This is a genomic window from Photobacterium sp. TLY01, assembly GCF_021432065.1.
Lineage (GTDB): Bacteria > Pseudomonadota > Gammaproteobacteria > Enterobacterales > Vibrionaceae > Photobacterium > Photobacterium halotolerans_A.
On sequence record NZ_CP090364.1, the window covers coordinates 2,296,749 to 2,311,279 of the forward strand.

Below are 14,531 nucleotides of genomic sequence, written 5' to 3' on the forward strand. Positions count from 1 at the left end.
GCGCCTCTCAGGTTCAGCAATTCATCTTACAGACGGGCCGCCAATTCGGTGCCCTGGCGGATTACCCGCTTCGCATCCACTTCCCCGGCAAATTCAGCACCACCAATCACATGCACATTGATACCCAGCGCTTTCAGTGGCGCTGACAACTCGTCGACTGAGGTCTGACCGGCGCACAACACAATGTGATCCACATCCAGCACGCGCTGCTGACCTTCCACGCTGATATGCAGGCCTTGCGCATCGATCTTGTCGTAGCTGACACCGGAGAGCATTTCCACACCGCGCTTCAGCAATACCTGCTGATGAATCCAGCCTGTTGTTTTACCCGGACCTTTACCCATCTTGCCCGGACGACGCTGCATCAGCCAGACCTGACGCTCACTGTGCTCGCTTTGAGGCGTACATAATCCACCAGCATGGGTAATGGTTTTATCAATGCCCCAGTCCTGTAACCAGCTGTCCAGCGAACTGTCCTGAGGCTCTGTCAGCATGCTTGAGACATCCACCCCAATACCGCCAGCACCGATCACAGCGACCCGCTGTCCCAACTGCACTTTATCGCGGATCAGGGTCTGATAATCGATGACCTTATCACTGGCTTCCAATCCGGGAATAGCGGGAATACGGGGTTTCACTCCGGTTGAGACCACAACGTCGTCGTAGCCTTTCAGCGCATTGATATCGACCGCCTTACCCAGCTTCAGGTTTACCCCTGTCTGACTCAAACGGCGGGAGAAATAACGAATTGTTTCCCGGAATTCTTCTTTCCCCGGAATTTGCATCGCCAGATTAAACTGTCCGCCGATGTAGTCGTTTTTCTCGTATAAATCGACCTCGAAGCCGCGTTCTGCCGCCGCCGTTGCGAAAGCCAGGCCAGCAGGGCCTGCACCAATTACAGCCACCTTCCGCTTTTGCGCCGCAGGCGTCAGAACCAGTTCAGTCTCGTAGCATGCCTGAGGATTCACCAGGCAACTCGCCCGCTTACCGGCAAACACATGATCCAGACAGGCCTGATTACAGCCAATACAAGTATTAATATCATCGGCACGGTTCTGTTCGGCCTTGAGCACAAAATCAGCGTCAGCCAGGAACGGACGAGCCATCGACACCATATCGGCCTGATCAGATGCAAGAATGGATTCAGCTACTTCTGGGGTATTAATCCGGTTACAGGTCACCAACGGAATCGACACTTTCCCTTTGAGCTTTTCCGTCACCCAGCTGAACGCCGCACGGGGCACCTGGGTTGCGATGGTCGGGACTCGCGCCTCATGCCAGCCAATGCCGGTATTGAGGATAGTCACACCGGCGGCTTCCAGCGCCTGGGCCAACTGCACCACTTCATCATAAGTACTGCCCTGCTCGACCAGATCCAACATCGACAGCCGGAAAATAATAATGAAATCCTGACCGACCCGGGCACGAACAGCTTTGACCAGCTCAAGAGGAAAACGAACCCGGTTCTCATAACTGCCGCCCCATTCATCGGTTCTGTGGTTGGAGCGCTGACAGATAAACTGGTTGATCAGATAACCTTCAGAGCCCATCAACTCAACGCCATCATAACCCGCCTCTCTGGCCAGCTCAGAGCTGCGCGCAAAGGCATCGATGGTCTTGAGGATCTGGCGGCGGCTCATTTCTTTGGGCGTAAATTTAGAGATAGGCGCTTTAATGCCAGAAGCACTGACAGCAAACGGATGCATTGCATAGCGCCCGGCATGCAGCAGCTGAAGGGCAATCTTGCCGCCTTCTTTATGGACAGCATCTGTGATCACCCGGTGCGCCCTTGCCGCCCGTCCGCTGCTGAATTCCGCACTGAGTGGTGTTAAGCGGCCGCGAAAATTGGGGGCAAAACCACCGGTCACGATCAGGCCTACTCCACCTCTGGCGCGGGCAGCGTAAAAGGCAGACAGCTTTTTAAATCCATCGTGTGCTTCTTCCAGGCCGGTATGCATAGAGCCCATCAACACCCGGTTCTTCAGCTGAGTGAAGCCAAGATCCAAAGGTGCCAGCAAGTGTGGGTAGGTCAGAGTGTCCATAGCTTCCCTATATCTCTTTCATTATTGTAGGTCAGACCAGTTATAGCATAGGGTTAACCTTCACTCAAACACCTGTTTACATAACCTCAACATCCATCACTTCACATCCGTCCTGCCGCGCTTTTCAAACAGGTCATTTCAGTCGCACTATAGCTATCATTAGGATTTTACGCTTAGTCTCGGTTAGGATAAGCACTGGGATTTATTATCGGGAAAGGCCATGAAAGTACTACTAAAAGGCATTGCCAAAGTGCTGCGGGGATGTTGGAAGCTGCTGAGCTTCACCCGCCAGTTATTTTTTAACCTGTTTTTCATTGCCCTGATTGGGGTCATCATTTTCGCTTTCCAGCAAGGGGCTGACACACCGGCTCTGCCCGACAAAGCTGCATTGGTACTGGATATTGACGGCCCGATTGTTGAACAGCGATCCTACGTCAATCCCTTCGATCAGTTTGTTGACAGCGCCATGGGTCAGGTACCGGTTCAGGAAAATATCCTGTTCGACATCGTTGATACCATCCGGGCAGCCGCGAAGGACGACAGGATCACCGGCCTTATCCTGAACCTGAAAAACATGCCAGAAACCAACCTGACCAAGCTGCGCTACATTGCCAAGGCCATTGAAGAATTCAAACAGGCTGGCAAACCTGTCTTTGCGACCGGTGATCACTACCGCCAGAGTCAGTACTACCTGGCCAGTTTTGCCGACAAAGTCTTCATGTCTGCCGACGGGGGCGTCATGCTGACCGGTTATGGCAGTTACTCGCTGTACTATAAGACCCTGCTGGATAATCTGGATGTCACCACCCATGTCTTCCGTGTCGGGACCTATAAATCATTCGTTGAGCCCTATACCCGCGACAACATGTCAGACGCCGCGCGCGAAGCAAACACCGCCTGGCTCAACCAGATGTGGGACGCTTACACTCAGGATGTCGCGCGCAACCGCCAGATCCCGGCCAGCGTACTCAACCCTGATGTCAAAGATCTGGTTGCTGAGCTGAAAAGTGTAGACGGTGATTTCGCCCGCCTGAGTCAGAAAATGGGGCTGGTGGATGAACTGGTCAGCCGTACCCAATTACGCCAGACCTTCATCAAGGAATTCGGCAGCGATGGCGACCATGGATTCAATCAAATCAGTTACTACGATTATCAGCCTTCAGTGAGTGCGCCATTCGAACCAAGCAAAAACGGTATTGCTATCGTGGTTGCCAGCGGTGCGATTGTCGATGGTCAGCAGGGACAAGGCAGAGTCGGTGGCGACACAACGGCCGCTTTGCTGCGAGAAGCCCGTCTTGATGATGACATTAAAGCAGTGATTCTGCGCGTCGACAGCCCTGGCGGCAGTGCGTTCGCCTCTGAGATTATCCGCAATGAAGTGGATGCCTTGAAGCTGGCGGGTAAACCTGTGGTGGTTTCTATGTCCAGTCTGGCAGCATCCGGCGGCTACTGGATCTCGTCCAGCGCCAGCGAAATTATTGCTCAGCCAACCACGATTACAGGATCTATCGGTATCTTCGGTATGCTGGCAACCTTTGAAAAAGGTCTGGAAAACATCGGGGTTCACAGCGACGGTGTCGGGACAACGCCCTTTGCTGGTATCGGAATCACCCGAGGTTTACCTGACGATGTCGCTGAAATTTTCCAGTTAGGCATTGAGAACGGCTATCAGCGCTTTATCAGCCTGGTGAGCAAGCATCGCCATCTGTCACTTGAAGAAACGGACAAAATTGCGCAAGGCCGGGTCTGGACCGGTCAGGATGCATTGAAACTGGGTCTGGTAGACCGTCTGGGCGATTTTGATGATGCCATCGTCTCTGCGGCCAAACTGGCAAAACTGGACAGCTACGACACACGCTGGATAGAGTTACCGCTCAGCCCGATGGAGCAGTTTCTGCAGGATATGACCTCGGAAACCAGCGCCCGTATCGGCATGGCCATATCTGCTCAGCTACCCAAGGTGTTCACGCCAGCCTTGCGTCATATCACTGCAGATATCACCAGCATGAATAATTTTAATGATCCTAAAGGACAATATGCTTTCTGTCTGAACTGTTCCAGCACAGGAAATTAACTCTGTCCGGATTCACAGTGATGAAACTTGACTCAGCCCGGTATATCCGGGCTTTTTTTCGCCGGTTTTCACCGTATAATGCCTTCACCATCAATCACTATGCTGTACCCGTACTCTAATGACAAAAAAAAATATCTATATCGCCTATACAGGCGGCACAATAGGAATGCAGAAGTCAGCGCACGGATATATTCCTGTCGCTGGTTTTATGGAACGGCAGCTGCAAAACATGCCTGAGTTTCACCGCTCAGAAATGCCTGCATTTACTATCCACGAATATGCACCACTGATTGACTCTTCAGATATGACCCCTGAAGACTGGCAGCGGATTGCCGATGATATTCAGGCCAATTACGACAAGTTTGATGGATTTGTCATTCTTCATGGTACGGACACCATGGCCTATACCGCTTCTGCGCTGTCATTTATGCTGGAGAATCTGGGTAAACCTGTGATTGTCACCGGCTCGCAGATCCCGCTGGCAGAAATGCGCTCCGACGGGCAGAGTAACCTGCTCAATGCGTTGCATCTTGCGGCAAATTATCCGGTCAACGAAGTCACGGTTTTCTTCAATAACCAGCTTCTGCGCGGCAACCGCAGCACAAAAGCCCATGCCGACGGTTTCAATGCCTTTATTTCGCCCAACATGCCGGCACTAATCGAAGCTGGGATCAACATTCAGGTCAAACCCACCACAGAGCTGAACAAACAGCCTGCCGGTGAGTTTCGAGTGCACCAGATCACTCCGCAACCTATCGGTGTGATCACCATGTACCCCGGCATTTCGCCTGAAGTGATCCGAAACACCCTTCGCCAGCCGGTCAACGCGATGATCCTGCTGACGTTCGGCGTGGGCAATGCGCCACAAAACCCTGAACTGCTGGCTCAGTTGAAGGAAGCTGCTGACCGCGGCGTTATCGTCGTGAACCTGACTCAGTGTCTGTCCGGGAAAGTGAATATGGATGGTTACGCAACGGGCTGTGCCCTGGCTGATGCCGGTGTACTCAGTGGCTATGACATGACCCGTGAAGCTGCACTGGCTAAACTGCACTTTCTGCTCAGCCAGGCGTTACCAACAGAAAAAGTGCGTGAACTGATGCAACAGGACATTCGCGGCGAATTGTCCCGTTAAGTCAGAGTCATCAGGATTACCCGAATTGAGCCGCACGCGTGCGGCTCTTTTTATATCTCAGCTACACTTATAGCAAATTTCGTCTGTCGGCTATGAGCAAGGTTGATTATGATTCTGCACGGTGCCTCCATTTCTCCTTTTGTCAGAAAAATCATGCTGGCCTTATCTTACAAAGGACTGAACTACGATTTACAGCCGCTCAACCCCTACCTGGAAAAAGAGCTGGCGCACAAACGCCATCCCATGGGAAAAGTGCCGGTACTCGAACATGACAATCTGACCGTGATCGACTCAACCGTGATCGCCCATTACCTGGATGACATCTATCCGGTCCCTCCGCTCTACCCCGGCGATGCCGGTGAAAGAGCAAAAATCCGCTGGCTGGAAGAATATGCCGATACCCGGCTGAGTGCGCTGCTCGCCGGTGTGCTCTTCTATCAGAAAATACTCAGAGGTCAGATTCTGGAAAAAGACATTGATCAGGAGGCCATTGATGATTGTATGCAGCATCACCTGCCGCCTGTTCTGAACTACCTGGAAGAACAAGTACCGGCTGAAGGCTATATAACTACCCGTTTTTCGATGGCTGAGATTACACTTTGGAGTATTTTCCGCAGTGGCTGGATGGCTGGCTTAAGATTAAAGCCCCACTATCCTAAACTGGCCGTGTATCTGGAAGGTATTGAGCAAGAGCCCTGGGTTTCAAGTTTAATGGCACAGGAAGATCATGAGCTGAGTGGCTTTTACTGTGACCCTGTGCCTTTCACTGTTCTCAGGCAGTAAGCAAACCCAGCTGAGCGCTCAGACATCAACAGGGTCACAGACATCAGTTCTGCTGCAAAGAGAAACGGGCAATCTCTGCCACAGGCGCTTCGCTATCTTCAATGGCAAAATCACGTTTTAACTCAGATTTAGACTTAAAACGTATCTCACCACCAGCAGCCACAGTCATATGCTCGGCCTCGGTGTTATGACGAGACTGATACAGCATCACAGCCTGCATGGTGGATTCTTTCTGAGCATCAGTTAATGGGGTGCCATCAGCCCATTTGCCCGTTTCTGCTGCAGCCAGTAACTTTTGGTATACCTCTGGGGTCATTGCAGCCAGAATCTGTTGTACATCCATCCCATCTACTCCTCTTGATGCCCGATTATTTCAGGCCACTAGCAATGGTAGGCTACGATAATGACCTGAGTTTGCCAGTCAAGTAGCGCCCTGATTTTAGTTTTCTTTTGTTTTCGTGATCACACTGCAGCAATGTCACATTATTCTTTCTCTCAGGTCAGTTTCTGCCGATAGCTATTAGGGTATTCTTGAATGTAGTGAACAACCTATGAGTAACGCACCGCACATGACTTCTTCTGGCAAAAAAACACGCAACATTTTGTTTTTTCTTTCTGCTGTTGTATTTCTGCCAGCCTGCCAGGGTGAGTTCAAAACGACTGACAGCCTTTGCGCTGCCCATCCCGAGCTGTGTGAAGGGCTGAATAACAATGATGGCCAGTGCCGCATCCAGCGTACTGACCTCATTTGGCAACGTTATAAACAGCTGAAAACGCCAACCGACATTGAAAAACTGCATACGCTTGAGTTCACGCGCAGCTATCAGTATTGCCTGGAGTATGCTGCTGAAATCGAACCGACCCGTTATAAAGAACGCAAATCGTTGCGGGCAACCGCCCTCATTCACAGCTATGAAGTGATTGAACAACTGACAGAAGAACTGGCTGACTCCAAAGAACCCGAGGTCATTTATGATCGCTGGAGTCAGGGCGAGCACAAAGCTAAAGAAGAATTTCTGAAACTGGAAGGAACAGGCCAGCTGCAGACACCTGAATTACAGCTGGCGCTGGCCTCTTTTTATACCGACATTGATAAAGCCAAAACTCGCCAGCTCCTGTTAAGAGCTCTGGAGCTTTATCAGGGTAAAAGCAAAGTCAAACCAGACATTATTCTGACACTGGCGACACAAGCCCACCAGGAGGACAACAAAAGCGAAGCCTATTTGTGGTCAAGAGTGGGTAGCCTGATGGGACTCCCCGTTGCCAGCCCAGAGACCTTATTGCGCCTGTATCCCATGCCGCAACAGGATAAAAGTCATCTGGATTCCTTAGCCGACAGCATTATCCAGAGCATCAGTAGCGGTCACTTCAACCGTGTCTCTGTAGAAAAAAACCTGACCGCACTGCCAAGCCAGCAACCCGGACAGCCATCATCCTGACCAGAGATTCACGGGCAGCACTGACGTTATTCCGCTTCACTAAACTGTAGTGAGACAGAATTGACGCAGTATCGCTGCCCGGTAGAAACAGGCCCATCATCAAATACATGCCCTAAGTGGCTGTCACATTCAGCACAGCGAATTTCCGTTCGCTTCATCCCGTGACTGGTATCGCTTAAATATCGAATTGAATCGGAATGAACAGGCGCATCAAAACTCGGCCAGCCACACCCTGAATCGTATTTTTGCTCAGAATGAAATAAGGCAATCTGACAACAAGTGCAGTGATATATTCCTGTTTTCTTATTATGCAATAACGTGCCTGAAAAAGGCGCTTCTGTGCCGCCTTCCCGACAAACATAATATTGTTCATCCGATAACAGTTCTTTCCAGTAAGAATTTGTTTTAAAAGCCATTTACCTGCCTGTAAATACAATTTTCCAAACCCGAACGACTTAAAATTTGCCAATTTTTGCATATATGGCACATACTTTTGCTCGAAAGGTTTTTACATCCGAACTGTGCATTTAAGCATATTCCCCTGTATTTCGGGTACTGAATTAAAACTGAGCTACATCATTGATTACTTTGCCAGCATTTATAGGTGAACAATTCATCTTTCGGCCAGGATTGTAATAAAAATCCGAAACTTTTTTGATTAAAGACAATTTGAGGTCTGTTTTTGCTTGCAGACCCGCGTGAGATTATGTAATTTTACTACCAGTTATCTTTCATTAGAAATTAAGTTGTGGAGCAACATAATGACTATCAAAGTAGGTATTAACGGTTTTGGCCGCATCGGTCGTTTCGTTTTCCGTGCTTCTGTAGAACGTGATGATATCGAAGTTGTTGGTATCAACGACCTGATCGACGTCGAGTACATGGCTTACATGCTGAAGTACGATTCAACTCACGGCCGTTTCAAAGGCACAGTTGAAGTTAAAGACGGTAACCTGATCGTTAACGGCAAGACTGTACGTGTTACCGCTGAGCGCGATCCAGCGAGCCTGAACTGGGATGCAATCGGTGTTGATGTTGTTGCAGAAGCAACGGGTATCTTCCTGACTGACGAAACTGCACGTAAGCACATCGAAGCGGGTGCGAAAAAGGTTGTTCTGACGGGTCCGTCTAAAGACGACACGCCTATGTTCGTCATGGGTGTAAACCACGAATCATATGCAGGTCAGGACATCGTTTCTAACGCGTCTTGTACGACTAACTGTCTGGCACCTATCGCTAAGGTTCTGAACGACAAGTGGGGCATCAAAGACGGTCTGATGACGACTGTTCACGCAACCACAGCGACTCAGAAAACGGTTGACGGTCCTTCTGCAAAAGACTGGCGCGGTGGCCGTGGTGCTTCTCAGAACATCATCCCATCTTCAACAGGTGCAGCTAAAGCTGTAGGTAAAGTTATTCCTGAGCTGAACGGCAAACTGACCGGTATGGCATTCCGCGTTCCAACTGCAGACGTTTCTGTTGTTGACCTGACTGTTAACCTGGAAAAACCTGCAACTTACGAAGAAATCAAAGCTGAAATGAAGCGTGCTTCTGAAGCTGAGATGTCTGGTGTACTGGGTTACACTGAAGACGCAGTTGTGTCTCAGGACTTCATCGGTGAAGTACGTACTTCTGTATTCGACGCTGACGCAGGTATCGCGCTGACCGATACTTTCGTGAAAGTTGTATCCTGGTACGACAACGAGATCGGTTACTCTAATAAAGTACTGGATCTGGTTGCTCACATCTCTAAGTAAGACTTAGACGATGACTCAAAAGGCGGCTGATGGCCGCCTTTTTGCTATCTGTCATCCCGGATAGAGTCTCGACGGGCAAGAAGTGTCGCCCGATCCTTCATTGGCTTTTCAAGGAATCACTATGGACTTACGTCAACTTCCGACTTCAACAGTGCTTTCAGAACATATCAGCCTGTGCCGTCTTGATGGTGTGGATATCATTCGAATTCTTCACCCTGAATGCCAGGCCGCTGTCTCATTATTTGGTGGTCATCTCTTAAGTTTCCAGCCGCAGGGACACAAGGACCTGATTTGGATGAGTGAGGCCGCCGACTTCTCAGGTAAATCACCGATTCGTGGTGGCATTCCAGTCTGCTGGCCATGGTTCGGTAAAGTTGCCAGTCCTTCGCACGGCTTTGCACGTTCCAGCGTTTGGGAGCTGGAAAGTTTCAACGATCAGAAAAGCCATGTCACGGTCACGCTCACGCTGCATGATTCCCCCAAGTCCCGTGCTATATGGCCCTACCACTTCCATAACCGGCTTCACTTTGAGTTCGATAAAACCCTCAAAGTCCAGCTGACCAGCACCAATACCGACCAGCGGCCTTGGCATATGTCCGGCGCGCTTCATACCTATCTGGCCGTGGGAGACATTATGCAAGCGAAATTGTCCGGGCTGGGTAATGAATACCTCGATGGTCTGGCCGATCAGCAACGTCTTCCAACCAATGGTGTCTTACAATTCGATGACGCCGTAGACAGGGTTTACAGCCGGGCAGAAGACACGATGTATCTGGAAGATCCTGCTCTGTTTCGCCGCCTGCGCATGCATAACCATGGCCATGACAGTGCCGTGGTCTGGAACCCATGGCAGTCAGGTGCGGCAGGCATGGCTGATATGACGCCGGATGGTTACACCACTATGCTGTGTGTGGAATCAGCCGTAGCGGGCCAGAGTATTGTGCTGAAACCCGGGCAATCACATCATCTCAGCACAGAAATCGGCGCCGAGTAACACTCAGGCTCAGGCTCAGGCTCAGGAAAATCTGAGCCTGATTTAAATCCTGACTTCAATCTCTGATCTCAGGCCTGCATGGTAATGTCCGCTTCAATCAGCACCCAGCCATTCCCATCCGGATCATTGAACGTCGCGAAACGCCCTCCCATCAAGGTCACTATCTCTGACAAACTGACCCCCCGGTTGGTGAGTTCATCATATGTCGATGTGATATCGTCAGTATGCACCACCAGCCCCTGAACAGAACCTGCCCGCATTCCCCCAAATGGCATCACCAGACTTATGGTCGTCTCTGCGCCCTTAGGTGCCAGCTGTATCCAGCGTTTGTGACTATCTGCCTTGTGATCCCTGATCAGCTCAAACCCCAGCGCATCTCGGTAAAATAAAAGTGCCTGGCTCTGGTCCGAAACAGGAATCGATACAGTATCAACCCGCGAAATCGGCATGTATCTCCTCCCCCTCAAGCTACACTTTTCTAGCTTAAATCAGAGCTGTTGATTTAGCTCAAAAAATAAGCAATCAGATTACTGACATGCTCCGCCTGTGAGCCGGTTTCCCAAAGCTGAGACATGCCAGACACACGGTTTTCTTCAGTACTTCCCCCGAAAAAACCATCTTCAGCTGACTTTCCCATCACGGACGTCATTTAACGCCAACCGGTACAGCCAATACCAGATTTCGCACCAGTTCCTCCCGTTTGCCCGCTTCAACTCACTTCCCAGAAATCATGCGGCTTCAAGCTGAATCCCGCCCCCGTTAAAGTGGCGATTTTTTAAGCAAGATGGCTTGCAGATCCCTGTTGATAGGAGGATAGTAGCGCTATGGGCAGGTTATTTTTTGCCCACTGTTGTCAGAAGTGTCTGCTAAATTTTTCAGCAAAACCAATCACTCACTAAAGCAAATTAATTAGTTAGGTCTAGTCTTAGTTATGAGGGATGTGAAAGATTATTGATTTCGTCCTTTCTAAATGATTGAAGAACGATTCAGGGGGCATACCATGAGTATTTTTGACCACTATCGTCATCGCTATGAAGAAGCCAAGGATGAAGAGCTTTCATTGCAAGAATTCCTTGAGATTTGCCGTAACGATCGCAGTGCTTACGTAAACGCCGCAGAACGTCTTCTGATGGCGATTGGTGAACCGGAAATGGTTGATACCGCAAAAGACCCGCGTCTGAGCCGGATCTTTTCCAACCGGGTCATCTCGCGCTATCCGACGTTTGAAGACTTCTATGGCATGGAAGAGGCCATTGAACAGATTGTTTCTTATCTGAAACATGCCGCTCAGGGCCTGGAAGAACGTAAGCAGATCCTCTACCTGCTGGGTCCGGTTGGTGGCGGTAAATCCTCACTGGCTGAAAAACTAAAAAGTCTGATGCAAAAAGTGCCCATTTACGTGCTGACTGCGAACGGTGAACGCAGTCCGGTAAATGACCACCCATTCTGCCTGTTCGACCCGCTTGAAGACGGCGAAATTCTGAATAAAGAATTTGGCATCCCTCATCGCTATCTGAACAACATCATGTCGCCATGGGCAGCGAAACGCTTGAAAGAATTCGGTGGTGATATCACCAAATTCAAAGTGGTAAAAGTGCGTCCATCCATTCTGCATCAGGTGGGTATTGCGAAAACCGAGCCTGGTGATGAGAACAACCAGGATATTTCATCCCTGGTCGGTAAAGTGGATATCCGTCAGCTTGAGCATTTTGCTCAGGATGACCCGGATGCTTACAGCTACTCCGGTGCGCTGTGTAAAGCCAATCAGGGTATGATGGAATTCGTGGAGATGTTCAAAGCACCGCTCAAAGTGCTGCACCCACTGCTGACTGCCACTCAGGAAGGCAACTATAACGGTACAGAAGGTCTGTCCGCCCTGCCTTTCGATGGCATTATTCTGGCTCACTCCAACGAATCAGAATGGCAGACATTCCGAAACAACAAAAATAATGAGGCGTTTCTCGATCGTGTTTACATCGTCAAAGTGCCTTATTGTCTGCGTGTCTCGGAAGAGATCAAGATTTACGAAAAACTGCTGATGAACAGTGAACTGGCTAACTCGCCCTGTTCGCCAAGTACGCTGGATATTCTGGCCCGCTTCTCCGTGTTGTCGCGCCTGAAAGAGCCTGAAAACTCAAGCATGTACTCAAAAATGCGGGTGTATGACGGTGAAACCCTCAAAGACACGGATCCCAAAGCCAAGTCTTATCAGGAATACCGCGATTACGCCGGTGTAGATGAAGGCATGTCCGGTCTGTCGACCCGCTTCGCGTTCAAAATCCTGTCTCGTGTGTTCAACTTCGACCATTCTGAAGTTGCCGCGAACCCGGTTCACCTGTTCTATGTTCTGGAACAACAGATCGAACGAGAACAGTTCCCGCAGGAAAATGCCGAGAAATACCTAGAACACCTGAAAGGCTATCTGATTCCCAAATATGTCGAATTCATCGGCAAGGAAATTCAGACCGCTTATCTGGAGTCCTATTCTGAGTACGGTCAGAACATTTTCGACCGCTATGTCAGTTATGCGGACTTCTGGATTCAGGATCAGGAATATCGCGATCCGGAGACAGGTCAACTGTTCGACCGTGCTGCACTGAACAACGAGCTTGAAAAAATCGAGAAGCCTGCCGGTATCAGTAACCCGAAAGACTTCCGTAACGAGATCGTCAACTTTGTCTTGCGTGCACGTGCCAGCAATGCAGGTAAAAATCCGAACTGGACCAGCTACGAGAAACTGCGCACGGTGATTGAGAAGAAAATGTTCTCCAATACCGAAGAGCTGCTGCCAGTCATCTCGTTCAATGCCAAAACCTCTACGGAGGAACAGAAGAAGCACGACGATTTTGTCGCCCGTATGATGGAAAAAGGCTATACCCGCAAGCAAGTACGTCTGTTGTCTGAATGGTATCTGCGCGTACGTAAATCATCGTAATTGATGGATGATGATCAAGGGGGAGAGCTTATGGCGCACTTTATCGACCGCAGGCTCAACGGCAAAAATAAGAGCACAGTGAACCGGCAGCGTTTTTTGCGCCGGCACAAGCAACAGATCAAAGATTCTATTGCTGATGCCGTCAATAAACGCTCCATCACTGACGTGGAAAGCGGAGAAAGCATTACTATCCCTTCCCGCGACATCCGTGAACCCTCGTTCCATCAGGGACGAGGCGGGCAGCGAGAAATCGTCCACCCTGGTAACGATCAGTTCAGCCCTGGCGACCGCATTGAGCGGCCCCAGGGGGGAGCCGGTTCCGGTGGTGCCGGCGAAGGCCAGGCAAGCCCTGATGGCGAGGGACAGGATGACTTTGTCTTTCAAATTTCTAAAGACGAGTATCTGGATCTGTTGTTCGAAGATCTCGAACTCCCGAATCTGAAGAAGAATCAGTTCAACAAACTGGTTGAGTGGAAAACCTTCCGCTCCGGGTTTAAATCGACCGGGGTACCGGCCAATATCGCCATTGTCCGGTCCCTGCGGAATTCACTCGCCCGTCGTACCGCGATGACGGCAGCAAAACGTCGCCAGTTACGTGAGCTGGAGCTTGAACTCGACAGATTACAAAGCACAGAACCGGCACAGCCGTTTGATGAGCAGCGTGTGAAAGAAGAAATACAGACGCTGCGTGATCGCATCAGCAAAGTGCCATTCATTGATACCTTTGACCTGAGATACAAAAACTACGAACGTCGCCCGATGCCCAGCAGCCAGGCAGTGATGTTTTGTCTGATGGACGTATCAGGTTCCATGGATCAGGCCACCAAGGATATGGCGAAACGCTTCTATATCCTGCTCTACCTGTTCCTGACACGCACCTACAAAAATGTGGATGTGGTCTTTATCCGCCACCATACACAAGCGAAAGAAGTGGACGAACACGAGTTTTTCTATTCTCAGGAAACCGGGGGCACCATAGTCTCCAGCGCCTTGCGTCTGATGGATGAAATCATTAAGAAGCGGTACTCCCCTTCCGAATGGAACATCTATGCCGCGCAGGCTTCCGATGGCGACAACTGGGCGGATGATTCTCCCGGCTGCCGTGAATTGCTCGATAAGCACATTCTGCCGGTTTCGCGTTATTACTCGTACATTGAAATTACACGTCGGGCTCATCAGACGCTGTGGCGCGAATATGAGTCCCTGTTGGGCAACCATGAAAATTTTGCCATGCAGAACATTCGCAGCGTAGAAGACATCTTCCCGGTATTCCGAGAACTGTTCAAAAAACAAGTCCATTAATCCTAAGGCGCAGGGCGATATAAAAACTCGCCCATCTGCAATCGACACTTAAGGGACAGCGCTGATTATTGGC

The 14,531-nt window shown here is 50.1% G+C and carries 13 protein-coding genes; 8 read left to right on the forward strand and 5 right to left on the reverse strand.

Translation table 11 applies throughout. The annotated features are described in order from the left end of the window. Positions 1 to 26: 26 nt before the first annotated feature. Positions 27 to 2,042, reverse strand: a complete 2,016-nt coding sequence (locus tag LN341_RS10895; protein WP_234203289.1) for an NADPH-dependent 2,4-dienoyl-CoA reductase — start codon at positions 2,040 to 2,042, stop codon at positions 27 to 29. Between the two features lie 220 nt (positions 2,043 to 2,262). Between LN341_RS10895 and sppA the strand changes: the two genes are divergently transcribed. From sppA to LN341_RS10910, 3 genes are all read left to right on the forward strand, one after another. After that, complete coding sequence (gene sppA / locus LN341_RS10900) at positions 2,263 to 4,116, forward strand: signal peptide peptidase SppA (protein WP_234203290.1); 1,854 nt, start codon at positions 2,263 to 2,265, stop codon at positions 4,114 to 4,116. Between the two features lie 118 nt (positions 4,117 to 4,234). Further along, on the forward strand, positions 4,235 to 5,248 hold the full coding sequence (ansA, locus tag LN341_RS10905) for an asparaginase (protein WP_046218688.1): 1,014 nt from the start codon (positions 4,235 to 4,237) through the stop codon (positions 5,246 to 5,248). A 108-nt stretch (positions 5,249 to 5,356) separates the two neighbouring features. Next, positions 5,357 to 6,031 (forward strand): glutathione S-transferase family protein, encoded by a 675-nt coding sequence (locus tag LN341_RS10910; protein ID WP_234203291.1) that lies wholly within the window; start codon positions 5,357 to 5,359, stop codon positions 6,029 to 6,031. 43 nt (positions 6,032 to 6,074) lie between these two features. Here the strand turns inward: LN341_RS10910 and LN341_RS10915 are convergent, their stop codons facing one another. Continuing rightward, a complete protein-coding gene (locus LN341_RS10915; RefSeq protein ID WP_046218690.1) occupies positions 6,075 to 6,374 on the reverse strand; it encodes a YeaC family protein in 300 nt (99 codons plus the stop codon). A 208-nt stretch (positions 6,375 to 6,582) separates the two neighbouring features. Here LN341_RS10915 and LN341_RS10920 point away from each other — a divergent pair, with 208 nt between their 5' ends. Then, positions 6,583 to 7,470 (forward strand): DUF2989 domain-containing protein, encoded by an 888-nt coding sequence (locus LN341_RS10920; RefSeq protein WP_082095620.1) that lies wholly within the window; start codon positions 6,583 to 6,585, stop codon positions 7,468 to 7,470. Positions 7,471 to 7,496: 26 nt separating this feature from the next. Here LN341_RS10920 and msrB read toward each other — a convergent pair whose 3' ends face one another. Next, complete coding sequence (msrB, locus tag LN341_RS10925) at positions 7,497 to 7,886, reverse strand: peptide-methionine (R)-S-oxide reductase MsrB (RefSeq protein ID WP_082095621.1); 390 nt, start codon at positions 7,884 to 7,886, stop codon at positions 7,497 to 7,499. Positions 7,887 to 8,231: 345 nt separating this feature from the next. Between msrB and gap the strand changes: the two genes are divergently transcribed. Together gap and LN341_RS10935 are read left to right on the forward strand one after the other, a co-directional pair. Continuing rightward, complete coding sequence (gene gap, locus LN341_RS10930; protein WP_046218692.1) at positions 8,232 to 9,227, forward strand: type I glyceraldehyde-3-phosphate dehydrogenase; 996 nt, start codon at positions 8,232 to 8,234, stop codon at positions 9,225 to 9,227. A 121-nt stretch (positions 9,228 to 9,348) separates the two neighbouring features. Further along, positions 9,349 to 10,221, forward strand: a complete 873-nt coding sequence (locus tag LN341_RS10935) for a D-hexose-6-phosphate mutarotase (RefSeq protein ID WP_234203292.1) — start codon at positions 9,349 to 9,351, stop codon at positions 10,219 to 10,221. Between the two features lie 68 nt (positions 10,222 to 10,289). On the opposite strand, the gene LN341_RS10940 is transcribed toward LN341_RS10935, so the two are convergent. Next, positions 10,290 to 10,670 carry a VOC family protein gene (locus LN341_RS10940; protein WP_027252827.1) on the reverse strand — a complete coding sequence of 127 codons (381 nt, stop codon included), beginning with the start codon at positions 10,668 to 10,670 and terminating at the stop codon, positions 10,290 to 10,292. Between the two features lie 53 nt (positions 10,671 to 10,723). Continuing rightward, positions 10,724 to 10,858 carry a hypothetical protein gene (locus LN341_RS21785; RefSeq protein WP_255783004.1) on the reverse strand — a complete coding sequence of 45 codons (135 nt, stop codon included), beginning with the start codon at positions 10,856 to 10,858 and terminating at the stop codon, positions 10,724 to 10,726. Between the two features lie 363 nt (positions 10,859 to 11,221). Here LN341_RS21785 and LN341_RS10945 point away from each other — a divergent pair, with 363 nt between their 5' ends. Together LN341_RS10945 and LN341_RS10950 are read left to right on the forward strand one after the other, a co-directional pair. Continuing rightward, positions 11,222 to 13,156: a PrkA family serine protein kinase gene (locus LN341_RS10945; RefSeq protein ID WP_046218694.1), complete on the forward strand. Its 1,935-nt coding sequence runs from the start codon at positions 11,222 to 11,224 to the stop codon at positions 13,154 to 13,156. 30 nt (positions 13,157 to 13,186) lie between these two features. Continuing rightward, positions 13,187 to 14,458 carry a YeaH/YhbH family protein gene (locus tag LN341_RS10950; protein ID WP_046218695.1) on the forward strand — a complete coding sequence of 424 codons (1,272 nt, stop codon included), beginning with the start codon at positions 13,187 to 13,189 and terminating at the stop codon, positions 14,456 to 14,458. The last annotated feature ends 73 nt before the right edge of the window (positions 14,459 to 14,531 follow it).